The following is a 21,973-nucleotide window of genomic DNA, read 5'->3' on the forward strand; positions in this document are numbered from 1 at the left end:
CAATCCCGACTTTCAGTATGGACCCTGGGTGGCGGCGGGGGTAACAATTCTAATGATTAAAATCGGCTTAGAAGTGCAGTTTTTATGCAATAACGGCCATTAGCCGACCAGGTAGGTGCCGGTGCCGAAGGCGATGTGGGTGCCTTCCTCGTTGTGCAGCTCCATGCGGGCAACGGCCACCTTGCTGCCGGCGCGGATGATGTGGGCGGTGGCGATAAACTCGTTGCCGCGGCCGGGCCGCAGATAGTCGACCCGCAGATCTATGGTGCCTAGGCGGGAGAAGCGCTCCTTGAGATAGCTGGGGGAGAAGTCTTCCAGTTCGTCGATGCAGGAGGCCGCGACTATCATGCCACCCGCCACGTCCAGCAGGCTGGCGGTGACGCCGCCGTGCAAGATGTTGTGGAAGGGGTTGCCGATGAGTTTGTCCTCCATCTTGATGCGCAGCTCCACCTTGTCGAAGTCGTAGTGGGTCACCTGCATGCCGATCAGCTTGTTGAACGGCATCCGTTCGGCGAACAGGTTGGCGATACCACTGAGCGCCATCTTCTTCAGCATCTGTTTCATTCCCTGAGCCCAATCCCTGGCGCTAAAGCCGAGTAAAAACTCCAGCCAGTCTGCAACACTTCCTTAACAGTCGCAATGGCAGGTTTATTGTGAGCGGCGGCTGCTTTAGAATGGCGACCCCAAAGGAGAGCCCATGACCGCTGTTGCCGACACCCAGCCCGACTTTCAACCAGAGAGTCCGCTTGCCCTGCTGCAGGCGGTCTTCGGCTACCAGCAGTTTCGGCCGGGCCAGCTGGAGATCATCGAGCAGATAGTGGCGGGGCGCGATGCCCTGGTGCTCAAGCCCACCGGTGGCGGCAAGTCGCTCTGCTTCCAGATCCCGGCGCTGCTGCGCCCTGGCTTGGGCGTGGTCGTATCCCCGCTTATCTCCCTGATGAAGGATCAGGTCGACAGCCTGCGCGCCAACGGCGTGGCCGCGGTCTACATCAACTCGGCCCTGAGCCGGGAGGAGATGATCCAGAACTTCGCCGCCATGCGCCGCGGCGAGATCAAGCTGGTCTATGTCTCGCCGGAGCGGCTGCTGCAGCACGAGTTTCTGGACCGGCTGGCGGAGCTGCCGCTCGGCCTGTTCGCCATCGACGAGGCGCACTGCGTCTCCCAGTGGGGCCACGATTTTCGGCCGGAATACGCGGCGCTGGGGCGACTCAAGCAGTGGTTTCCCCAGGTACCCGTGGTGGCGCTCACCGCCACCGCCGACGAGGCGACCCGCAGCGACATGCTGCACCGGCTGGAGCTCAATGACCCCTTTATCCACACCGCCAGCTTCGATCGTCCCAACATCCGCTACAGCCTGGTGGAGAAGTTCAAGGCGGCGGAGCAGCTGCTGCGCTACGTGCAGAGCCAGAAGGGCAACTGCGGCATCGTCTATTGCTCCAGCCGCAACCGGGTGGAGGAGGTGGCCGAGCGGCTCTCCCGCCACGGCTGCAAGGCGGCGCCTTATCATGCCGGCCTGCCGCTGGAGCAGCGGCTGCGCACCCAGGATGCCTTCCTCAAGGATGATGTCGAGATAGTGGTGGCGACGGTGGCGTTCGGCATGGGCATCGACAAGCCGAACGTGCGCTTCGTGGTGCACTACGACATCCCCAAGAACATCGAATCCTACTATCAGGAGACGGGGCGGGCCGGCCGTGACGGCACCCCGGCCGAGGCGCTGCTGCTGTACGATCCCGCCGACATCGGCCGGGTGCGGCGGCTGCTCGACAACATCGAGAACCCGCAGCAGCTGCAGGTCGAGCAGTACAAGCTGAACGTGATGGCGGCCTTCGCCGAGGCCCAGACCTGCCGTCGTCAGGTGCTGCTCAACTACTTCGGCGAGTACAACGACAAGCCGTGCGGCAACTGCGACATCTGCCTGGATCCCCCCAAGAGCTACGATGGCACCGAAGACGCCCAGAAGGCGCTCTCCTGCGTCTGGCGGGTGGGGCAGAACTTCGGGGTAGGTTATGTGGTCGAGGTGCTGCGCGGCTCGCTGAACCAGCGCATCAAGGATCACGGCCACGACAAGCTGTCGACCTACGGCATCGGCAAGGATCAGAGCCACGAGTACTGGATGAGCGTCATTCGCCAGCTGATCCACAAGGGCTTGCTGACCCAGAACATCACCCGCAACCTGGTGCTGCAACTGACCGAGGCGGCCCGCCCGGTGCTGCGCGGCGAGGTGCCGCTGGAACTGGCGGTGCCACGGCTGCAGCCCATCTCCAGTCGCAAGGAGAAGCGCAATGGCCTGCTCGACAGCGCGAACTACGACAAGCGGCTGTTCAAGGTGCTGCGCAACCTGCGCAAGCAGATCGCCGAAGAGGAAGAGGTGCCGCCCTACGTGGTGTTCAACGACGCGACCCTGGTGGAGATGGCCCAGCTGATGCCGATGACGGAAGACGAGATGCTGGCCGTCAACGGGGTGGGGCACCGCAAGCTGGAACGCTTCGGTGAGGCCTTCATGGACCTCATCATCGAGTATTGCCGGCGCTAGACGGCCGGTTCGCCGCCGGCCGTGGCTTCTTCCCGGTTCCCCGTTATTTCAGGCTGGCGTAGTAGGCCGCCAGGTTGTCCATGTCCGCCTCGGTGAGCGCGGCCATGAAGGGGGCCATCATGGGATCCTGGCGCTTGCCCTCCTTGAAGGCCTTCAGCTGCTTGACCAGATAGGGGGCATTCTGGCCCGCCAGATTGGGATAGACGGGTACGCTGGCCTTGCCCTCAGGCCCGTGGCAGGCGGCGCACAGGGCGGCCTTCGCCTTGCCCGCGTCCACATCGGCCGCCCTGGCGTGCTGACCCCAGGCCAGCGCCAGCAGGGGCAGGACATACAGCCATTTTTGCATCTTCTTTTCCTCGATTTGAAATAGAACACAGTCCCGTTGGCCTGACGCAGGCCAACGGCGGTATAAAAGAGTGACACGAGCATACGCAGGGATGAACCACGCCACCATGAAGCTGATCAACACTTTCGCCACCGAACTGCCCTGGGCCTGCGAGCCGGTGGCCCCCCAGCCCCTGCACAACGCCAGGCTGCTGCACCTCAACCAGGATCTGCTGCGCGAGCTGGGGTTGGCGGACGTCAGCGCGGCCGACTGGCTCGCCTGCTGCGGCCAGGGCCGGCCGCTGCCGGGCATGATGCCGGTGGCCCAGGTCTATGCGGGTCATCAGTTCGGCGGCTACAGCCCGCGCCTCGGTGATGGCCGGGCCCTGCTGCTGGGTGAGCAACAGGCGCCGGACGGCCAGCGCTGGGATCTGCACCTGAAGGGGGCGGGCAAGACCCCCTTCTCCCGCTTCGGCGACGGTCGCGCCGTGCTGCGCTCCAGCATCCGCGAGTATCTCGCCTCGGAGGCGCTGCATGCCCTCGGCATCCCCACCACCCGCGCCCTGGTGCTGGTGGGCAGCGACGAGCCCATCTACCGGGAGCAGACCGAGAGCGGAGCGACCGTGTTGCGCACCGCACCGAGCCACCTGCGTTTCGGCCACTTCGAGTACTTCGCCTGGAGCGGCCAGGGGGAGAAGATCCCGCAGCTCATCGACTATCTGCTGCGCCACCACTTCCCGGAGCTCAGCAACGGGGCCGAGCTGTTCGCCGAGGTGGTGCGCCGCACCGCGCGGCTCATCGCCAAGTGGCAGGCCGCCGGCTTCTGCCACGGGGTGATGAACACCGACAACATGTCCCTGCTCGGATTGACCCTGGATTACGGCCCCTACGGCTTCATCGACGCCTATGTGCCGGACTTTGTCTGCAACCACTCGGATCCGGGGGGCCGCTATGCGCTGGATCAGCAGCCGGCGGTCGGTTACTGGAACCTGCAGAAGCTGGCCCAGGCGCTGGCGGATCAGGTGGACGGCGACGCCCTGGCGGCGGCCCTGGCCCAGTACGAGCATCAGCTGATGCTGCACTATTCGGAGCTGATGCGGGCCCGACTCGGGCTGGAAAGCTGGGAAGAGGAAGACCCGGCCCTGTTCCGCCAGCTGTTCCAGCTGCTGGCGAGCCAGGGGGTGGACTATCACCTCTTCCTGCGCCGTCTGGGTGGCTTGACCCAACAGGGGGAGTGGCCTGCCTCCCTGCTGGCGTTGCTGCCGGATCCCGCGCTCTGGCAGGGGTGGCTCGAACTCTATCGGGCGCGGCTGGTCCGCGAAGGCAGTGACGATGGGACCCGCAAACTGCAAATGGAGGCCGTCAATCCCAAGTATGTGCTGCGCAACGCCCTGGCCCAGCAGGCGATAGACGCCGCCGAGGCGGGCGACATGGCCCCGTTCGAGCGGCTGTTTGCGGCCCTGCGGCACCCTTATGACGAGCAGCCCGACTACGAGGATCTGGCGACCCCGGTTCCCCAGTGGTATTGCGGCGGTGAGCTCTCCTGCAGCAGTTGAGGAGTATATGATGAGTTGGCGTGTAGCGCAGATAGACACGGAATCAGCGGTGCTGATGCTGGCTTGCCCCGGCCTCTGCTGGGACAACTTTCCCAGCCTGGCCGACGCCTTGCTGCAGGAGTGGGAACTCGGAGTGCTGGAGCGGGAGTGGGGAGCGGATCGCCACAGCTGGCTGCTGACATTTGAGGGAAGCCAGCTCAGGCTGGAGTTCGATCACCACGGCGGCTGCTGGCTGGAGGCGCTGCGCCCGGATGATCGAGAAGTGGTGCTCTGGCTGGGTCGGCAACATAGGGTCTGAGCCCAAGACGCCCAGTGCCTCGGTTGTCGCATCAGGATTGAACTGTCGGCCTGGGATGCATGACGTTGTCCTTCGATGAGCGTTGCCGCAGGCCGAACCCATAGCATAAGGATTGAACTATCACGCCGGGGGCGTATAATCTCGCCCCTCAATTATCGCCAATGGTGGCGGTATGGGTTCCCTAACCCCATTAACCAAAAAGGTCACAACATGAATCTGACCCCTGCTCAGCACCATACGGCGCTGGTGCGCCTCTCTTTGTTCCACATTCTGATCATTGCCAGCAGCAACTATCTGGTGCAGCTGCCGATCACCGTCTTTGGCTTCCACACCACCTGGGGCGCCTTCAGCTTCCCGTTCATCTTCCTGGCCACCGATCTGACGGTGCGGATCTTCGGCGCCGGGCTGGCCCGCAAGATCATCCAGACCGTGATGCTGCCAGCGCTGGCCATCTCCTATGCGCTCTCGGTGTTGTTCTTCGAGGGCAGCTACCAGGGGATCGGCAACCTGGCCGAGTTCAACCTGTTCGTGGCGCGCATCGCCCTGGCCAGCTTCATGGCCTATCTGGTGGGCCAGTTCATGGACGTGGTGGTGTTCAACCGCCTGCGGCTGCTCAGGGCCTGGTGGGTGGCGCCGGCCGCCTCGACCCTGTTTGGCAACCTGGTGGATACCATCGCCTTCTTCAGCATCGCCTTCTGGCGCAGCACTGATCCCTTCATGGCCGAGCACTGGGTCGAGATAGCCACCGTGGATTATGTCTTCAAGCTGCTGATAAGCTTGGGGTTGTTCGTGCCGCTCTATGGTGTGCTGCTGCGCTACCTCAGCCGCAAACTGGTGGGGGAGGCCGGCCTTGCTGGTTTGCAACCGGCGAGCCGTCAGGCCTGACGAGAATGACCACCGCATGGGTGGTCATTTTTTTTGCACTTCTCGCAAATAAGGCTTGCACAGTTAAATGAGAATGATTATTGTTACCTTGTTTTCCGGGAAAGACTTCATTCGTTCCAACGTGATGGACTTCTTGTGAAGGCACGACATTGCTCACATTGCTTCCAGTTAAGGGGCCAGTTTTTTACTGGCCCTCTTTTTTTGGCTGTTTTTCCGCAAGTTGCAGTCATAAAAAATGGGAGCCTTGGCTCCCATCTTCAGTCTGTGTCGGCTCACTCTATGTCGAGTGCATCGGGGGAGAGGATCACCCCCGTGGTGTCCGCGTAGAGGTGATCGTCCGGCAGGAAGGTGACGCCGCCGAAGTTGACCGGCAGATCGGTCTCACCCACGTCCTTGTGGTCGGCGCCGACCGGGATGGCGGCCAGGGCCTGGATGCCGATATCCAGATCTTCCAGGATATCGACCTCGCGCACGCAGCCGTAGCAGACGATGCCTTCCCACTCGTTCTCCGCCGCCGTGGTGGCGATCTCGCTGTCGATCAGGGCCCGGCGCATGGAGCCGCCGCCGTCGATCAGCAACACGCGACCGACGCCGTTCTCCTTGACCAGTTCACGGATCAGGCCGTTCGATTCGAAGCATTTGACCGTGGTGATGACGCCGCCGAAGGAGGCACGGCCGCCGAAGGAGCAGAGCATGGGTTCGAGTACATCCACCATGTCCTGATAGATGTCGCACAGTTCTGAAGTGTTGTATTCCATTGAGTCAAATCCACCGCTGGAAACAGGTGGATCCAGTATAAGGAGTGGGACTGGCATTTCAATGAATATTCCTTGAACAAGCATGGGGATAAGAGGCGGCGCATCGATTCCCCGCAGCCCATCGCCTGGTCGCCGAGAGGCTCAGAGTACCGAGCTGCCATGGGGGATTTTCATCACCCGTCTTGCGGGCCAGGGAGCATGAGCCCGCCCTCCCGGCCGAAAAACAAAGGGGCCATCAGGCCCCTTCATATTGGCGCCGATCCGGCACTAGAGCAGGAACAGGGTCGCCAGCCCGAGGAAGATGAAGAAGCCGCCGGTGTCGGTGATGGCGGTGATCATCACGCTGGCCCCCACCGCCGGATCCCGGCCGAGGCGGGTCATGGTCATGGGGATGATGACCCCCATCAGGGCCGCGACCAGCAGGTTGAGTATCATGGCGAGCGTCATCACGGCGCCCAGCGCCGCATCCTGATAGAGGAAGTAGGTGGCGACTCCCATGGTGCCGCCCCACACCAGGCCGTTGATCAGCGCCACCCCCAGCTCCCGCCACAGCAGGAAGGAGACGTTGCCCGGCTGGATGTGCTGCAGCGCCAGCGCCCGCACTATCATGGTGATGGTCTGGTTGCCGGTGTTGCCACCTATGCCCGCGACTATGGGCATCAGGGCCGCCAGCGCCACCAGCTGCGAGATGCTGTGCTCGAACAGGCCGATGACGCGCGAGGCCATGAAGGCGGTGCAGAGGTTGAGGGCGAGCCAGGCCCAGCGGGTCTTGACCGCCTTGCTGACCGGGGCGAACACATCTTCATCCTCGCTGATCCCCCCCATGCGGCGCAGATCGGTGTCGCTCTCCTCATAGACCAGATCCACCACCTCGGCGACGGTGAGCCGGCCCATCAGCTTGCCCTTGCCATCCACCACGGCGGCGGAGATGAGATCGTCCCGCTCGAAGGTGCGGGCCGCGGCCTCGTCGTTGTCTTCCGGATCGAAGGTGACGGGGTTGCGCTCCATCACGTCCCCCACCTTGGTATCGGGCTTGTGCAGCAGCACTGTGGTGAGCGGCAGCTCCCCCTGCAGCCGATTGCGCCTGTCGGTGACGAACAGCTTGTCGGTGTTGGTGGGGATCTTGCCGAGCTGGCGCAGGTAGCGTTGCACCGTCGCCAGGCTTATGTCGGCCCGCACCGTGATCAGCTCGAAGTCCATCATGGCGCCGACCGTGTGCTTGCCGTAGCGGATCACCTCCCGTACCCGATCGCGCTGGTCGGGGGCCATGGAGGTGAGCAGCCGCCCCATCAGGTTGCGGGGCAGGTATTGGCCGAGGTAGATCTGATCGTCGATGTCGAGGGTGCGCAGGGCGTGCAGCAGCGCCTTGTCGCTCATGCCGCTGATCAGGCTGTCCCACACCGTCTCCGATGCCTCGACCAGGATCTGGCCATGCCTCTCCGGGTCCACCTGCTGCCAGAGCACGTGGCGCTCGTCCGGCGGCAGGGATTCCAGCGCATCGGCGACGTCGGCGGCCGGCAGGCTGTTGACCAGACGCGTCAGCTCGCTGGTCTGATCCCGCAGCTCGGCGTCCTGCACCCCCTGCGGATCCAGCAGGCTGTCGGTGAGGGCATCGTCGGCCAGCAGCAGCGTGAGGATGCGGGATCTGTCGTGTTCACGCTGCTTGGCGCTGTTCTTGGGGGGGAGAGACATGCAACAAGATTCCTGAATTCGGTTGGCCGGATGGCCGTGCCCCATAGGATACCAGACCCAAAACAATAGGTTATGACTGTAAATGCAGTAAAAAAACGCCACCCTCAGGGTGGCGCTTGCAATACAGGGGAGTTGGGCACCGGATCAGGCGGATGCCATCGTCTGCAGCGGGTCGCTGGCCTGACCGAACCAGGCAAGCTTGCTGGCCAGGGTCACCACAGAGCCGACCATGATGAGGGCCGGGCTCTCGACCCCGACCGCCAGCTCGGGCAGCTGGTCCAGGGTGCCACGGATGACCCGCTGGCTCGGCTGGGTGCCGCGCTCGATCAGCGCCACCGGGGTGTCGCCGGCCTTGCCGTGGGCCATCAGTCGCTCACGGATCACCCCACAGGATGAAAGCCCCATATAGAACACCAGGGTCTGCCGATCCCGGGCCAGCAGGGGCCAGTCGAGATCCTGGGCGCCGCCCTTGCCGTGGGCGGTGACGAAGCGCACGCTCTGGGCGTGATCGCGGTGGGTGAGGGGGATGCCCGCGTAGGCGGCGCAGCCGCTCGCCGCCGTGATCCCCGGCACCACCTGGAAGCCCACGCCGCTGCCGACTAGCGTCTCCAGCTCCTCGCCACCCCGGCCGAAGATGAAGGGATCGCCACCCTTCAGCCGCACCACCCGCAGCCCCTTCCTGGCTTCCTCCAGCAAGAGTTGGTTGATGCCCTCCTGGGGCACGCAGTGGTTGCCCGCCTGCTTGCCGACGAAGATGCGTCTGGCATCGCGCCGCACCAGTGCCATCACCTCGTCCGACACCAGCCGGTCATAGACCACCACATCCGCCTGCTGCATCTGGCGCAGGGCGTGCAGGGTGAGCAGGCCGGGATCGCCGGGGCCGGCGCCCACCAGGATCACCTCGCCCTTGGCGGCGGCATCCTCGGCAAAGAGCGCGTCGGCCAGCTGGTTGGCGGCGGCCTTGTCGCCGCGCGCCAGCGCCTGACCGAGCCGGTCGGCGCCGAGCAGCTGCTCCCAGAACTGGCGTCGCTCCCCCATGCTGGCGAAGCGGGCCTTGACCCTGTCTCTCAGGCCGCCGGCAAAGGCCGCCACCGCGCCGAGGTGCTGGGGCAGCAGGGTCTCCAGCTTCTCGCGCAGCAAGCGGGCCAGCACAGGGGCCTTGCCACCGGAGGAGATGGCCACCATCAGCGGCGATCTGTCGATGATCGACGGCATGATGAAGCTGGAGCGTTTGGGATCGTCCACCACGTTGGCAAAGATGCCCGCCTGGTTCGCGCTCTGGTAGACCAGCGCATTGACCTCGCGCCTGTCGGTGGCGGCCACCACCAGCCACTTGCCCGTCAGCTGCGCCGGCTCGAATTCACCGGCCAGCCAATCAATGGTCCCGTCGGCGGCCAGCCCCGCCAGCTCGGAGTCGAGCTTTGGGGAGACCACCGTCAGTCGGGCGCCGGCGTCCAGCAGCAGGCGCGCCTTGCGCTCCGCCACCTCACCGCCGCCAACCAGCAGCACGGGTTTGTTGTCGAGTCGGCAAAAGATGGGCAAGTAGTCCATGGGGCCTCCGGATCAGGCGGTTTGGGTCTGGCTGGCGGTGGCGCTGGCGTCGGTCACGGGGACGGGGCGCTCCGCCTTGGGGGTGGCATACCAGTAACCGAGGCCCATGAAGATCGCGCCGGAGACGGTGTTGCCGAGGGTGACCCACAACAGGTTGTGGCCTATGCCACCCAGGGTGTAGGCCTCGGAGTGGGCGCCGAACCAGGAGAGGGCGAACAGGGTCATGTTGGCGATCGAGTGCTCATAACCGGAGGCGATGAAGGCCAGCAGGCACCACCAGATGGCGATGAACTTGGCCGCGCCCTCGGTGCGCAGCGCCATCCAGATGGCGAGGCAGACCAGCCAGTTGCACAGCACCCCCTTCATGAACAGGGTCAGGGCCGGCGCCTGGGTCTTGGCCAGCGCCACCTTGTGGGCCAGGCTGCCCGCGTCCGGCAGCAGGCTGCCGCCGTAGGAGTAGATCAGCGCCACCGCTATGGAGCCGAGCAGGTTGCCGGCCCAGGTCTGGGGCAGGATGCGCAGCAGGTCCCCCATGGAGATCTTGCCCGCCTTCACCCCGAAGGTGAGGAACATGGTGTGGCCGGTGAACAGCTCGGAGCCGGCGATGATCACCAGGGTCAGGGCGATGCCGAAGGTGGCCCCCATCACCAGCGGACGGATGGCCGGATCCACCAGGTTGCCTAGGGTGAAGATGAGGATGATGCCCAGGCCCACATAGGCCCCCGCCATGGCGGAGCTCAGCCAGAAGCCGAGTTTGTCGTCCCGCTCGAAGCGGTTGATGCGGGCCGCGTTGGCGGCGCACTTGTTGATGGTGTCGGTATACATGCTGGTTCTCTTTAAACGGGCCGCCCGCAGGCCGCCCTGATGTGTATGGGATTAGACGGCGACCCAGACCTGCTGGTCACGCACTTCAACGGGGTAGCTCTGCACCGACATGGCCGGGTTTTCGAAGCAGTGGCCGTCGCTCAGGCGAAAGCGCTGCTTCTTGAGCGGGCTGGCCACCCAGAGCGCGCCGTCGTGTTCGCAGATGATGCCCCGCGACAGCACGTTGGCGGCGAAGAAGGGATCCCGGTTGTCGATGGCGAACACCTCGGCCGCCGCGCTCGGGCGGAACAGCGCGATCTGGCGCCCCTCGAGCAGAGCGCAGACGCCGGTTCCCGGCAGTATGTCGTTGAGTTGGCAGGCAAGTTTCATCATTTGGTTTCCACCTCGATCTGGTAGACGGGGATGCGCTCCGCCGGGGTGGCGGGCCTATGCTGGTCACGCTCGCGGACGAACTGCACGTCAGGGTCGCGTTTGCCGCTGTTGATGAAGTGGCTGAAACGCTTGAGCGCCTCCTCTTCATTCAGGGTGCGAGACCACTCGCACTCGTAGCCGTCGATCAGCACCTGGATGTCACGTTCCAGGGTCTCATTCAGTCCCAGCTTGTCGTCGACTATCACCTCGCGCAGGTAGTCGACGCCCCCTTCCAGGTTGCCGAGCCAGACCGAGGTGCGCTGCAGTTTGTCGGCGCTGGTGACGTAGAACATCATGAAGCGGTCGATCAGCTTGATCAGCGTCTCGCGGTCGAGGTCTGAGGCCAGCAGATCGGCGTGGCGCGGCTTCATGCCGCCGTTGCCGCCCACATAGAGGTTCCAGCCCGCGTCTGTGGCGATAATGCCGACATCCTTGCCCTGGGCTTCCGCACATTCGCGGGTACAGCCGGAGACACCGAACTTCATCTTGTGCGGGGTGCGAATGCCCTTGTAGCGGTTCTCGAGGAAGACCCCGAGGCCGACGCTGTCCTGCACGCCGAAGCGGCACCAGGTGCTGCCGACGCAGGTCTTGGCCATGCGCAGTGCCTTGGCGTAGGCCTGGCCGGTCTCGAAGCCGGCGGCCAGCAATTTCCGCCAGATGGCGGGCAGATCATCCTTCTGGGCACCGAACAGGCCGATGCGCTGGGCGCCGGTGATCTTGGTGTAGAGCTGGTAGTCGCGGGCCACCTCGGCCACCGCCAGCAGCCCTGCCGGGGTCACCTCGCCACCGGCCATGCGCGGGATGACGGAGTAGCTGCCGTCCTTCTGCATGTTGCCGAGGAAGATGTCGTTGGTGTCCTGCAGCTGGGTGTTCTGCGGGCTCAGCACATGGCCGTTCCAGCAGGAGGCGAGGATGGAGCCGACCGTGGGTTTGCACACCTCGCAGCCATAGCCCTGACCGTGCCTCGCCAGCAGCTCGTCGAAGCTCTTGATCCCTTCCACCTTGACCAGGTGGAACAGCTCCTGGCGGGAGTGGGGGAAGTGGGCGCAGAGGTGGTTGTTGACCTCTATACCCTGCTTCACCAGCTCGGCGTTGAGCACCTGGCTGATGAGCGGCACGCAGCCGCCGCAACCGGTCCCGGCCTTGGTGTGCTGCTTGATGGCGGCCAGCGTGGTGTGACCCTCGGCCACCGCCTGGGCGATGTCGCCCTTGGAGACGTCGAAGCAGGAGCAGATCTGGGCGGTGGACGGCAGGGCATCTACCCCCAGGGTCGGCTTGGCACCGGCATAGGCGGGCAGGATCAGGGTGTCCGGGTGGGATGGCAGCGGCATGACGTTGAGCATCAGCTGCAGCAGGTTGCCGTAGTCATCCACATCGCCGACCAGCACGGCGCCGAGCAGGCGACTGTTGTCTTCGCTCACCACTATCCGCTTGTAGACCCCGGCCTGATCGTCCTGGAACACATAGCTGTGGCTGCCGGGCGTGCGGCCGTGGGCATCGCCGATGGAGCCGACGGAGACGCCGAGCAGCTTGAGCTTGGCGCTCATGTCCGCCCCCTCGAAGCGGCTGTCGCCGCCGAGCAGGTGATCCACCGTGATCTGGGCCATCTTGTAACCCGGTGCCACCAGGCCGAAGAAGCGGCCTTGCCAGGCGGCGCACTCGCCGATGGCATAGATGTCGGGGTCGGAGGTGAGGCAGTGATCGTCGACCACGACGCCGCCACGCGGGGCTATGGCCAGTTCACAGTAGCGGCCCAGGGTGTCCTGCGGACGTATGCCGGTGGAGAAGACCACCACATCCACGTCAAGCGTGCTGCCGTCGGCGAAGGCGAGGCGGTGTTTGGCCTCCTTGCCGCCGTGCATCAGGATCTCGCTGGTGCTCTTGCTGGTGTGCACCTGCACGCCCATGGACTCGATCTTGCGGCGCAGCAGCTGGCCACCCTGACCGTCGAGCTGCTCCGCCATCAGCACAGGGGCGAACTCCACCACGTGGGTCTCGAGGCCCAGCGCCTTGAGGGCACCGGCCGCCTCCAGCCCGAGCAGACCGCCACCCACCACCACGCCGCTCTTGCCGCTCTTGGCGGCGCTGCGGATGGCCTTCAGATCCTCGATGGTGCGATAGACGAAGCACTCGTGGTGCTGGCTGCCCTGGATCGGCGGCACCCAGGGGTAGGAGCCGGTGGCCAGCACCAGCTTGTCATAGCCGACCACTGTGCCCTTGTTGGAGTGCACCTCGCGGGCCGCCCTGTCGATTTTTTTCACCGCCTCGCCGAGCAGCAGACGGATGCCGTGCTTCTCGTAGAAACCGGGTTTGACGAGGGAGAGATCTTCGCTGGTGTGGTGGGAGAAGTAGGAGGAGAGATGGACACGATCGTAGGCGGGACGGGGTTCTGCACCGAAGACGGTGATCTCGAACCGGCCCGGATCGGCCCGCTCGATCAACTCTTCGATGAAGCGGTGCCCCACCATGCCGTTCCCTATGACGGCCAGTCTGACTTTGCTCATGATTGCCTCTGATTTGGAGTAATAAAACGTCATTCTGGCGTTAGGCTACCCAGTCACGGGGGGCGGGCAATTGATGCAAATCAAGTGTCTATTTATATATCCCCTCAGAGGTAAGTTGGTGAAATAGAAAGCTATGCATAAATAGGTATACCAGTGGTGCAATTAGGCTGGTTGCGTGTCAAATGGCAATAGGGGGCTGCGGCCACCGTCGGTGGGTCGGCGGTCAGGCGGGGAGGGTGGCGATAGACCGGCGGCTCGTTCGTGGGCCGCAGCTCGTTCACTTTCATCATTCGGCTGGGTGGCCTGGCTCGCCAACCATGATGAAAAAACACCTCGGCGAGGAGGTGTCTATCGCACGCTCCCACGCGGGGAGCTGCCCCGGGATCAGCGCGCCGGCTGTGGCGTTTGATAGGGCGCGCGGGCGCAGGTCTCACGGATGAGATGGCGCAGCCAGCGGTGAGCCGGATCGGCATCCAGCCGGGGATGCCAGAGCAGGGCCAGGGTGATTTTGGGCAAGGGGAAGGGCAGGGGCAGGGTCACCAGATCGGCGTGCAGGGCGGCGCAGTGCAGGGCGGGCACCGTGGCCACCAGATCGCTGCCCCGCACCAGCGCCAGCGCAGTAGCAAACCCCGGCACCAGGGTGGTGATGGTGCGCTCCAGCTTGAAGACGGCGAGCGCCTCATCGACGGGGCCGTGCTCCTGCCCCCGGCGTGACACCATGATGTGGCGGGCGGCGGCATAGCGGGCGGCGGTCAGGGGGCCTTCGCACAGGGGATGACCGGGGCGCACCACGGCGACGAAGCGATCCTGGAACAGCGCCTGGGTGTGCAGCTCGGGCGCCGTGTTGGCGCCGATCACCCCGGTCTCGAAATCCAGCTCACCGCCGCGCAGGGCGTGGCTCTCCTTGTCGGGCTTGGCCATGAAATGCAGCCGCACCCCGGGCGCCTCGGTGGCGAGCCGGGTCAGCAGGGCCGCCCCGACGCTCTCCACGAAACCGTCGCTGGCCCTCAGCCGGAAGGTGCGCACCAGGCTGGCCGGATCCACCTCCTGCTGGGGGCGCAGCACGGCCTCTGCCTCCTGCACCAGCTGGCTGACCTGCTCGCGCAGGACCAGGGCGCGCGGGGTGGGCACCAGCCCCCGGCCGGCCCGCACCAGCAGAGGATCCCCCGTGGTCGCGCGCAGCCGGGCCAGCGCCCGGCTCATGGCGGAGGGGCTGAGCCGCAGCCGTCTGGCGGCGCCGGCCACGCTGCCCTCATCGAGCAGCGCCTCCAGGGTTAGCAGCAGATTGAAATCGGGTGTGCTCATGATCTTTGCCTCGCCGAGCCTTCAGGGTGACCGCCTCATGGCGACGCCTCTCGCCTCATCATACGCGAGAATGGGCGCCTTCATATGGCGTGCCGTGCAGCTATAAGCTGCAAGTCGTGCGTCTTCCGCCGGTTCAGCTTGCTGGCTAGCCTTGTCGGCATCCTAGTCCGCCGGAGCTCATGCCCATGCCACACAATATCGTTCTTTCGCCCCCTCTGACTCGCCGCCTCGGCCTGCTGGCGCTCGGGCTCGCCACCCTGCTGCCCATGCTGGCGGGGAGCATGGCCAACATGGTGCTGCCGGCGTTGGAGCAGGCGTTTGCCGTGCCCTTTGCCGGCGTGCAGTGGGTGCTGGTGGCCTACCTGCTGGGGCTCACCTGCCTGACGGTGGTGGCCGGGCGGCTCGGTGACCGGCTCGGCCGGCGTCGCCTGCTGCTCTGGGGCCTGGGGCTGTTTGCGCTGGCCTCCCTGCTGTGCGCCCTGGCGCCCTCCCTCGGCTGGCTGATCGCGGCGCGGGCCCTGCAGGGGGCCGGGGCGGCCTGCATGCTGGTGCTCGCGCTGGCCATGGTGGGGCAGCTGGTGGGGCCGGCGCGCCGTGGCTGGGGCATGGGTCTGCTCGGTACCCTGTCGGCCTGCGGCACTGCCCTCGGCCCCTCGTTCGGCGGCCTGTTGATAGGTGCGTTCGGCTGGCAGGCGCCCTTCCTGCTGCTGGTGCCCGTCAGTTTGCTGGCGCTGGGGGCCGGCCTGCTCGGCCTGCCTGCGGAGGGTGCACCGCCGAAAAAGGAAAGCATCCCCCTGGCGCGCCTGCTGATGCTGGTGATGGCGCTGCTCTGCTACGGGCTGGCGCTGACCTCGGGGGGCGTGCTGGCGCTCTGCTGGGGAGCGGGGGCGCTGCTCGTCGCCGCGCTGTTCGTGCGCCACGAGCGCCTCGCTTGCTCCCCCTTGTTACCGCTGGCGCTGCTGGCCGAGTCCCGCCTGCGCGGCGGCCTGCTCGCCAGTGCGCTGGTGGCCAGCGTGATGGTGGCGAGCCTGCTGATCGGCCCCTTCTACCTGCGGGGAGCGTTCGGCCTCGATCTGGGGACGGTCGGGTTCATGATCTCGGGCGGGCCGCTGCTGGCGGCCCTGACGGGGATGCCCGCCGGCTGGCTGGTGGACAGGCTGGGTGCCGGGCCTGTGGTGCGGCTGGGGCTGATGGCCATGGCGAGCGCGGCCCTCGGGCTGGCGACCCTGAGTAGCGGGCTGGGCCCGCTCGGTTATCTGCTGCCCATCTTGCTGCTGACCGCCGGCTATGCCCTGTTCCAGACTGCCAACAACAGTGCCCTGGTGGGGGCGGCGAGCGAGCAGACGAGGGGGGCCGTGGCCGGCTTGCTGACCCTGTCGCGCAATCTGGGCCAGCTGACGGGGGCCGCCGGGCTCGGTGGCCTGTTTGCCAGCCTGGCCGGCACGCACAGTCTGGCTACGGCCATGGCGGCGGATCTGGCGTTTGCCATGCAGGCCAGCTTTGCCCTGGCAGGCTTGTTGATCGGCGGGGCACTCTGGCTGGTCGGACGCCGCCTCGAGGGGGCACTGGCGGTGAGCCGAGATTGAGATGACGAGGAAACGATAAGGCATAAAAAAACGCCTCCATCGGGAGGCGTTTTTAGGGCGTAATAGCGTCGGCCTTACAGGATAAAGCGGCTCAGATCCTCGTCCTCGATCAGCTTGCCGAGGTGGGCGTTGACGTAGTCGGCGTCGATCACGAAGGTCGCGCCGGACTGCTCGGAGGCATCGTAGGAGATGTCCTCCATCAGCCGCTCCATCACGGTGTGCAGGCGGCGGGCGCCGATGTTCTCGGTGCGCTCGTTGACCTGCCAGGCGGCCTCGGCCAGGCGGCGGATACCATCCTTGGTGAACTCGATCTTGACCCCTTCGGTCGCCATCAGCGCCTGGTACTGGTCGGTGAGGGAGGCGTTCGGTTCGGTCAGGATGCGCTCGAAGTCTTCGGTGGTCAGCGCGGTCAGCTCGACCCGGATCGGCAGACGGCCCTGCAGCTCGGGGATGAGATCCGACGGGCGTGCCACCTGGAAGGCGCCGGAGGCGACGAACAGTATGTGGTCTGTCTTCACCATGCCGTGCTTGGTGTTGACGGTGCAGCCCTCGACCAGCGGCAGCAGATCCCGCTGTACCCCCTCGCGGGAGACGTCGGGGCCCGAGCTCTCACCGCGCTTGCAGATCTTGTCGATCTCGTCGAGGAAGACGATGCCGTTGTTCTCGACCGCGTGGATCGCCTTCTGCTTCAACTCTTCCGGGTTGACCAGACGGGCGGCCTCCTCCTCGATCAGCACCTTCATGGCCTCCTTGACCTTGATCTTGCGCTTCTTCTTCTGCTGCTGACCCAGGTTCTGGAACAGGCCCTGCAGCTGGTTCGCCATCTCTTCCATGCCCGGCGGGGTCATGATGTCGACCCCCATGGGGCTGGCGGAGAGCTCGAGTTCGATCTCCTTGTCATCCAGCTGGCCTTCCCGCAGTTTCTTGCGGAACACCTGGCGGGTGTTGGAGTTGTCGGCCTTCTCCTCCTCGCCCCAGCTGTTGCGCGGGTTGGGCAGCAGGGCGTCGAGGATGCGCTCCTCGGCGGCTTCCTCGGCGCGGTATTTCATCTTCTCCATCTCGGTCTCGCGCACCAGCTTGATGGCGACATCGGTCAGATCGCGGATGATGCTGTCCACTTCCTTGCCCACGTAGCCCACCTCGGTGAACTTGGTCGCTTCCACCTTGATGAAGGGGGCGTTGGCCAGCTTGGCGAGGCGGCGGGCGATCTCGGTCTTGCCGACACCGGTCGGGCCTATCATCAGGATGTTCTTCGGCGTCACCTCGTGGCGCATCTCCTCGCTGAGCTGCATCCGGCGCCAGCGGTTACGCAGGGCGACGGCCACCGCCCGCTTGGCATCGGCCTGGCCGATGATGTGGCGGTCCAGCTCGTGAACGATTTCTCTCGGGGTCATCTCGGACATGATGGCATTCCTGTATCCGGGGCGGGCAGGGCCCACCCCTTGCAAATTGGCAAAGAGGGGCCTTACTTCGGCTCGGTCTCTTTGGGTGCGTACTCCAGCACTTCAACCGTGTGATGCTGGTTGGTGAAGACGCAGATGTCACCGGCGATCTTGAGGGACTTCTCGACGATGCTCTTGGCATCCAGCTCGGTGTTCTCCAGCAAGGCGGTGGCCGCCGACTGGGCGAAGTTGCCGCCCGAGCCGATGGCGATGAGATCATGCTCCGGCTGCACCACGTCACCGTTGCCGGTGATGATGAAGGACTTGTGCTCATCGGCGACCGCCAGCAGGGCCTCGAGGCGGCGCAGGGCGCGATCGGTGCGCCAGTCTTTGGCCAGCGCCACGGCGGCGCGCTCCAGATTGCCCTGGTGGGCCTGCAGCTTGGCCTCGAAGCGCTCGAGCAGGGTGAAGGCATCGGCGGTACCGCCGGCGAAGCCCGCCAGCACCTTGCCGTTATAGAGACGATGAACCTTGCGGGCGTTACCCTTCATGACGGTGTTGCCGAGGGATACCTGGCCATCCCCCCCGATCACGACTTGGCCGTTGCGGCGGACTGAAACTATGGTAGTCACTTTACTTACCTCGCTTGAGCCGAAAAACGGCCTGACTGTGCATGGCAAGAAAGATGGGGGTCAGGCCGGAGTTTTTCAACCCTGCCGATGGCGCGGATAAGAGAGGGCGTCATATGGCCTGCAGGCCAAACGGCGGATAAAAAGAAGGCAGGGTGTTGAGCCCTGCCTGCTGTCTGGAGCGAACGAGTATCAGCCCTTCTTGGGGATACAGCCGCTGATGCCGGCGCCTTGCAGCTTGCGGTTGGCGGCATCGACGGCGGGCTTGCCGCTGAAGGGGCCGACCATCACCTTGTAGACGGTGCCGTTGGCGCCATTCACCACCTGCAGGCTGGAGGAGAGGCCGGCGCCGAAGGCGATGCGCGCCTTGAGCGATTCGGCGGAATCCTGTGAGCGCAGGGCGGCACACTGCATCATGTAGCGACCACTGTCTGCCGCCGCAGTCTGCTGCGCCGCGGCCGCCTTGGCCTTCTCCTGCTCGGCCCGCAGCTCCTTCTCCATCCGCGCGAGCTCGGCCTTGCGGTCGATCACCTGCTCCTGGGCACTGGCCACGGGGGCCGGCTTGGCGGGCTGAACCGGTTGCGGCTGGTACGGCTGCACCTGGCCGATGGGCGTCCCCGGTTGGGGGATGTCGGTCGGTACCGGCTGCGGCAGTTTCTCGGGCTGCAGGGTGAGGGTGGGCGCCGGTGGCGGCACCCCCGGCTGGGGCGGCGGCTCCATGATGTCCACCTGCTTGTTCTCCAGCCGCTCGATGTAGCTCCACTTCTCCTGTGGCAGGCCACTGCCCTGCGCCTTCGGCTTGTTGGCCTTGACCTGCTCCTCTATGGTCGGGGCATCGGCGCCCTTGCCATTGATCAGGTAGAGGAAGGCGCCGAAGCCGACGAGCAGGGCCCCGGCCAGCAGTGCCGGGATAACAGGAAAGCGGCGAGGTGCCGCTTTCTTGGTGTTACGACCACCGGCCCGTCTTCTCGGGCTGTTGCCGACGTAATCCCGGGTTGCCATCTATTACATGCGCTCCAGGGTATGGATGCCCAGCACGCCCAGACCCAGTTTCAGGACCTTGGCGGTGGCGGCGCACAGCAACAGACGGCTCTGGCGGCTGACCTCGTCGACGCCGTCCTTGTTGATCGGGCAGGCTTCGTAGAAGGTCATGAAGTTGCCGGACAGCTCGTACAGGTAGGTACAGAGCAGGTGCGGCATCCCCTTGTCCGCCACGCCGTTGATGGCATCGGAGAACTGGATCAGCTTCTGGGCCAGCACCTCTTCCGCCTCTTCGTTCAGCACCACCTTGCCGCCCAGGGTCTCGGCGTCGACGCCGGCCTTGCGGAAGATGGACTGGATGCGGGTGTAGGCGTACTGCAGGTAAGGGGCCGTGTTGCCTTCAAAGGAGAGCATCATGTCCCAGTCGAAGATGTAGTCGGTGGTGCGGTTCTTGGACAGATCCGCATACTTGACCGCACCCATGGCGATGGCGTGCACCACCTGGGCCTTCTCCTCGGCGCTGAGGTCGCTGTTGCGGCTCTCCAGCAGGGCGGCGGCGCGCTCCTCGGCCTCGTTCAGCAGATCGACCAGCTTGACGGTGCCGCCGGAGCGGGTCTTGTAGGGACGGCCATCCTTGCCCAGCATCATGCCGAAGGCGTGGTGCTCGAGGGGCACGGACTCCGGCACATAGCCCGCCTTGCGGGTGATGGTCCAGGCCTGCATCAGGTGCTGGTGCTGACGGGAGTCGATGAAGTACATCACCCGGTCGGCGCCCAGGGTCTCGTAACGGTACTTGGCACAGGCGATGTCGGTGGTGGTGTAGAGGAAGCCGCCATCGCTCTTCTGGATGATGACGCCCATGGGCTCGCCATCCTTGTTCTTGAATTCGTCGAGGAACACCACGGTGGCGCCTTCGCTCTCGACCGCCAGCCCCTTGGCTTTCAGGTCGGTGACGATGGCGGGCAGCATGTCGTTGTACATGGACTCGCCCATGATGTCCTTGTTGGTCAGGGAGACATTCAGGCGGTCGTAGTTGATCTGGTTCTGTTCCATGGTCATGTCGACGAGCTTCTTCCACATGGTGCGGCAGTACTCATCGCCACCCTGCAGCTTGACCACGTAGTTGCGGGCGCGCTCGGCGAAGGCTTCGTCTTCGTCGTAGCAACGCTTGGCCTGGGTGTAGAAGGCTTCCAGATCCTTGAGCGCCATGTCGCTGGCGTGCTCGTTGGCCATCTTCTCCAGATAGGCGATCAGCATGCCGAACTGGGTGCCCCAGTCGCCGATGTGGTTGGCGCGCACCACCTTGTGGCCGAGGAACTCCAGGGCGCGGGCCGCCACGTCACCGAGCACGGTGGAGCGGATGTGGTGCACCGCCATCTCCTTGGCCACGTTGGGGGCGGAGTAATCCACCACCACTGTCTGCGGGGTCGGCAGCTTCACGTTGGCGTTGGCGGAGGTCACCATGGCCTCGACCTGGCCGGCCAGCCAGCGCTGGTCGAAGAAGAAGTTGATGAAGCCGGGGCCGGCGATCTCGACCTTGGCGATCAGGTCGGAGGCGGGCAGGTGCTCGATGATGGCAGTGGCCAGCTCGCGGGGATTCTTGCGGGCCGGTTTGGCCAGCAGCATGGCCAGGTTGGTGGCCAGGTCACCGTGAGCCTTCTCCTTGCATCGGTCTACTTGCACCCGGGCTTCCAGGTCGGCCGGCAACACGCCCGCGGACTTGAGATTGGCTACCGTTTGTTCAAGTAGATGATGAATATGCTCTTTCATAACTGACCACCGAGGTTGCGCGTCGAAAAATGACTGACTAGATAAGGGCGTGAATTTTACCCGCATCGGGCCGAGAAAACTATAGGAATGGCCCGCCCGTATTGGCACGGCGGATATTTCACTGCGTTTTCCACCACAATACAGAATATTGATTGGAATAAGTGGTGGTTATCCATTTCTACTGCATATCGAAGCGGCTTGTCCAGGCTATTTTCCCCTGATTGTTAACGGGTTTTTTATTCCATCTCGATCTGAATGATCCCGTCCCGTGCCACGGTCGTATCATCAGAGGAAGTCGTTGGAGGATGATCCTGATGAAACTGGCGCTGTTTCCGCTCTCCGCTCACCTGCTGCCCGGTGGCATCATGCCGCTGCGCATCTTCGAGCCCAGGTATCAGCGCATGGTCGCCGAGGCGCAGACGCGGGAATTTGCCATCTGCATGCTGGATCCCCGTCAGCCGGAGGCGCTGCGCAACATGTACCCCATCGCCACCCGGGTGCGGATCATCGATTTCGATCTGCTGCCGGACGGCCTGCTCGGCATCACCGTGCTCGGGGTGGCGCGGGTCAGGATAGTCGATCTGTGGCAGGAGTCCGATGGTCTGCGGGTGGGCGAGGTGGAGCCGCTGCCCCCCTGGCAGACCAGCCGGCTCAATGCGGATCAGCACTCCCTGGTCAAGGCGTTGCAGGATGTGTTCAACGATTACCCCGAATACGCGGCGCTCTACCCCACCCCCGACTGGGATGACGCCAGCTGGGTGGCGCAGCGCTGGCTCGAGGTGCTGCCCATCCCGGTGGAGCAGAAACAGTGGCTGGTGGCGGCCGAGAACAACCAGCCGGCGCTCTCGCTGCTGAGCGGGCTGCTGGTGGCGAGCCATTGACGGCATGGGGCGGGATGATCTTTTTTCACTGGCCGTCGTACTGGCAAGGGCGATAGCCATCAAGGTAGGGCGCGATGACATATACTAGCCACCCATCACTTA

General features: G+C 64.8%; 19 protein-coding genes. 6 read left to right on the forward strand and 13 right to left on the reverse strand.

Features of this window, described 5'->3' with window-relative positions:
• Positions 1-99 precede the first annotated feature (99 nt).
• Positions 100-564 carry a thioesterase family protein gene (locus EL255_RS00725; protein ID WP_042654403.1) on the reverse strand — a complete coding sequence of 155 codons (465 nt, stop codon included), beginning with the start codon at positions 562-564 and terminating at the stop codon, positions 100-102.
• 133 nt (positions 565-697) lie between these two features.
• Between EL255_RS00725 and recQ the strand changes: the two genes are divergently transcribed.
• Positions 698-2,533 carry an ATP-dependent DNA helicase RecQ gene (recQ, locus tag EL255_RS00730; RefSeq protein ID WP_042654402.1) on the forward strand — a complete coding sequence of 612 codons (1,836 nt, stop codon included), beginning with the start codon at positions 698-700 and terminating at the stop codon, positions 2,531-2,533.
• 43 nt (positions 2,534-2,576) lie between these two features.
• Here recQ and EL255_RS00735 read toward each other — a convergent pair whose 3' ends face one another.
• The gene (locus EL255_RS00735; protein WP_042654401.1) at positions 2,577-2,879 is read right to left on the reverse strand and encodes a c-type cytochrome; all 303 of its coding nucleotides are present in this window, start codon (positions 2,877-2,879) and stop codon (positions 2,577-2,579) included.
• 106 nt (positions 2,880-2,985) lie between these two features.
• Here EL255_RS00735 and EL255_RS00740 point away from each other — a divergent pair, with 106 nt between their 5' ends.
• From EL255_RS00740 to EL255_RS00750, 3 genes are all read left to right on the forward strand, one after another.
• On the forward strand, positions 2,986-4,413 hold the full coding sequence (locus tag EL255_RS00740) for a protein adenylyltransferase SelO (protein ID WP_042654476.1): 1,428 nt from the start codon (positions 2,986-2,988) through the stop codon (positions 4,411-4,413).
• Between the two features lie 10 nt (positions 4,414-4,423).
• Positions 4,424-4,711 carry a DUF3630 family protein gene (locus tag EL255_RS00745; protein ID WP_042654400.1) on the forward strand — a complete coding sequence of 96 codons (288 nt, stop codon included), beginning with the start codon at positions 4,424-4,426 and terminating at the stop codon, positions 4,709-4,711.
• 210 nt (positions 4,712-4,921) lie between these two features.
• Entirely contained in the window at positions 4,922-5,596 is a 675-nt protein-coding gene (locus EL255_RS00750; RefSeq protein WP_042654399.1) for a 7-cyano-7-deazaguanine/7-aminomethyl-7-deazaguanine transporter, read from the forward strand.
• A gap of 272 nt (positions 5,597-5,868) precedes the next feature.
• On the opposite strand, the gene rraA is transcribed toward EL255_RS00750, so the two are convergent.
• The 7 genes from rraA to EL255_RS00785 form a co-directional block, all read right to left on the reverse strand.
• Positions 5,869-6,354: a ribonuclease E activity regulator RraA gene (gene rraA, locus EL255_RS00755; RefSeq protein WP_042654398.1), complete on the reverse strand. Its 486-nt coding sequence runs from the start codon at positions 6,352-6,354 to the stop codon at positions 5,869-5,871.
• A gap of 267 nt (positions 6,355-6,621) precedes the next feature.
• Complete coding sequence (mgtE, locus tag EL255_RS00760; RefSeq protein ID WP_042654397.1) at positions 6,622-8,046, reverse strand: magnesium transporter; 1,425 nt, start codon at positions 8,044-8,046, stop codon at positions 6,622-6,624.
• Between the two features lie 144 nt (positions 8,047-8,190).
• Entirely contained in the window at positions 8,191-9,597 is a 1,407-nt protein-coding gene (cysG, locus tag EL255_RS00765; RefSeq protein WP_042654396.1) for a siroheme synthase CysG, read from the reverse strand.
• Positions 9,598-9,609: 12 nt separating this feature from the next.
• The gene (nirC, locus tag EL255_RS00770) at positions 9,610-10,422 is read right to left on the reverse strand and encodes a nitrite transporter NirC (RefSeq protein WP_042654395.1); all 813 of its coding nucleotides are present in this window, start codon (positions 10,420-10,422) and stop codon (positions 9,610-9,612) included.
• Between the two features lie 51 nt (positions 10,423-10,473).
• Positions 10,474-10,791: a nitrite reductase small subunit NirD gene (gene nirD / locus EL255_RS00775; protein WP_042654475.1), complete on the reverse strand. Its 318-nt coding sequence runs from the start codon at positions 10,789-10,791 to the stop codon at positions 10,474-10,476.
• Positions 10,791-13,337 (reverse strand): nitrite reductase large subunit NirB, encoded by a 2,547-nt coding sequence (gene nirB / locus EL255_RS00780; RefSeq protein ID WP_042654394.1) that lies wholly within the window; start codon positions 13,335-13,337, stop codon positions 10,791-10,793. Before nirB ends, nirD begins: the two co-directional genes overlap by 1 nt.
• Before the next feature lie 384 nt (positions 13,338-13,721).
• Positions 13,722-14,642 carry a LysR family transcriptional regulator gene (locus EL255_RS00785; protein WP_042654393.1) on the reverse strand — a complete coding sequence of 307 codons (921 nt, stop codon included), beginning with the start codon at positions 14,640-14,642 and terminating at the stop codon, positions 13,722-13,724.
• Positions 14,643-14,821: 179 nt separating this feature from the next.
• Between EL255_RS00785 and EL255_RS00790 the strand changes: the two genes are divergently transcribed.
• Positions 14,822-16,228: an MFS transporter gene (locus EL255_RS00790; protein WP_408608792.1), complete on the forward strand. Its 1,407-nt coding sequence runs from the start codon at positions 14,822-14,824 to the stop codon at positions 16,226-16,228.
• Positions 16,229-16,302: 74 nt separating this feature from the next.
• Here EL255_RS00790 and hslU read toward each other — a convergent pair whose 3' ends face one another.
• From hslU to argS, 4 genes are all read right to left on the reverse strand, one after another.
• Entirely contained in the window at positions 16,303-17,631 is a 1,329-nt protein-coding gene (gene hslU, locus EL255_RS00795) for an ATP-dependent protease ATPase subunit HslU (RefSeq protein ID WP_042654391.1), read from the reverse strand.
• A 62-nt stretch (positions 17,632-17,693) separates the two neighbouring features.
• Positions 17,694-18,242, reverse strand: coding sequence for an ATP-dependent protease subunit HslV (hslV, locus tag EL255_RS00800; protein ID WP_042654390.1), 549 nt, complete (start codon positions 18,240-18,242; stop codon positions 17,694-17,696).
• Positions 18,243-18,431: 189 nt separating this feature from the next.
• The gene (locus EL255_RS00805; RefSeq protein WP_042654389.1) at positions 18,432-19,241 is read right to left on the reverse strand and encodes an SPOR domain-containing protein; all 810 of its coding nucleotides are present in this window, start codon (positions 19,239-19,241) and stop codon (positions 18,432-18,434) included.
• Positions 19,242-19,244: 3 nt separating this feature from the next.
• On the reverse strand, positions 19,245-20,990 hold the full coding sequence (gene argS, locus EL255_RS00810) for an arginine--tRNA ligase (protein WP_042654388.1): 1,746 nt from the start codon (positions 20,988-20,990) through the stop codon (positions 19,245-19,247).
• 314 nt (positions 20,991-21,304) lie between these two features.
• On the opposite strand from argS, the gene EL255_RS00815 reads away from it, so the two are divergent.
• Positions 21,305-21,871 (forward strand): LON peptidase substrate-binding domain-containing protein, encoded by a 567-nt coding sequence (locus EL255_RS00815; RefSeq protein WP_042654474.1) that lies wholly within the window; start codon positions 21,305-21,307, stop codon positions 21,869-21,871.
• Positions 21,872-21,973: the final 102 nt, after the last annotated feature.

It is taken from the genome of Aeromonas encheleia (assembly GCF_900637545.1).
Taxonomy (GTDB): domain Bacteria; phylum Pseudomonadota; class Gammaproteobacteria; order Enterobacterales; family Aeromonadaceae; genus Aeromonas; species Aeromonas encheleia.

What these genes read in the sequence shown, in the direction of transcription:
- EL255_RS00725 (WP_042654403.1), bottom strand. Translation starts at nt 564, where the DNA reads ATGAAACAGATGCTGAAGAAGATGGCGCTCAGTGGTATCGCCAACCTG.
- recQ (WP_042654402.1), top strand. Translation starts at nt 698, where the DNA reads ATGACCGCTGTTGCCGACACCCAGCCCGACTTTCAACCAGAGAGTCCG.
- EL255_RS00735 (WP_042654401.1), bottom strand. Translation starts at nt 2,879, where the DNA reads ATGCAAAAATGGCTGTATGTCCTGCCCCTGCTGGCGCTGGCCTGGGGT.
- EL255_RS00740 (WP_042654476.1), top strand. Translation starts at nt 2,986, where the DNA reads ATGAAGCTGATCAACACTTTCGCCACCGAACTGCCCTGGGCCTGCGAG.
- EL255_RS00745 (WP_042654400.1), top strand. Translation starts at nt 4,424, where the DNA reads ATGAGTTGGCGTGTAGCGCAGATAGACACGGAATCAGCGGTGCTGATG.
- EL255_RS00750 (WP_042654399.1), top strand. Translation starts at nt 4,922, where the DNA reads ATGAATCTGACCCCTGCTCAGCACCATACGGCGCTGGTGCGCCTCTCT.
- rraA (WP_042654398.1), bottom strand. Translation starts at nt 6,354, where the DNA reads ATGGAATACAACACTTCAGAACTGTGCGACATCTATCAGGACATGGTG.
- mgtE (WP_042654397.1), bottom strand. Translation starts at nt 8,046, where the DNA reads ATGTCTCTCCCCCCCAAGAACAGCGCCAAGCAGCGTGAACACGACAGA.
- cysG (WP_042654396.1), bottom strand. Translation starts at nt 9,597, where the DNA reads ATGGACTACTTGCCCATCTTTTGCCGACTCGACAACAAACCCGTGCTG.
- nirC (WP_042654395.1), bottom strand. Translation starts at nt 10,422, where the DNA reads ATGTATACCGACACCATCAACAAGTGCGCCGCCAACGCGGCCCGCATC.
- nirD (WP_042654475.1), bottom strand. Translation starts at nt 10,791, where the DNA reads ATGAAACTTGCCTGCCAACTCAACGACATACTGCCGGGAACCGGCGTC.
- nirB (WP_042654394.1), bottom strand. Translation starts at nt 13,337, where the DNA reads ATGAGCAAAGTCAGACTGGCCGTCATAGGGAACGGCATGGTGGGGCAC.
- EL255_RS00785 (WP_042654393.1), bottom strand. Translation starts at nt 14,642, where the DNA reads ATGAGCACACCCGATTTCAATCTGCTGCTAACCCTGGAGGCGCTGCTC.
- EL255_RS00790 (WP_408608792.1), top strand. Translation starts at nt 14,822, where the DNA reads ATGCCCATGCCACACAATATCGTTCTTTCGCCCCCTCTGACTCGCCGC.
- hslU (WP_042654391.1), bottom strand. Translation starts at nt 17,631, where the DNA reads ATGTCCGAGATGACCCCGAGAGAAATCGTTCACGAGCTGGACCGCCAC.
- EL255_RS00805 (WP_042654389.1), bottom strand. Translation starts at nt 19,241, where the DNA reads ATGGCAACCCGGGATTACGTCGGCAACAGCCCGAGAAGACGGGCCGGT.
- argS (WP_042654388.1), bottom strand. Translation starts at nt 20,990, where the DNA reads ATGAAAGAGCATATTCATCATCTACTTGAACAAACGGTAGCCAATCTC.
- EL255_RS00815 (WP_042654474.1), top strand. Translation starts at nt 21,305, where the DNA reads ATGAAACTGGCGCTGTTTCCGCTCTCCGCTCACCTGCTGCCCGGTGGC.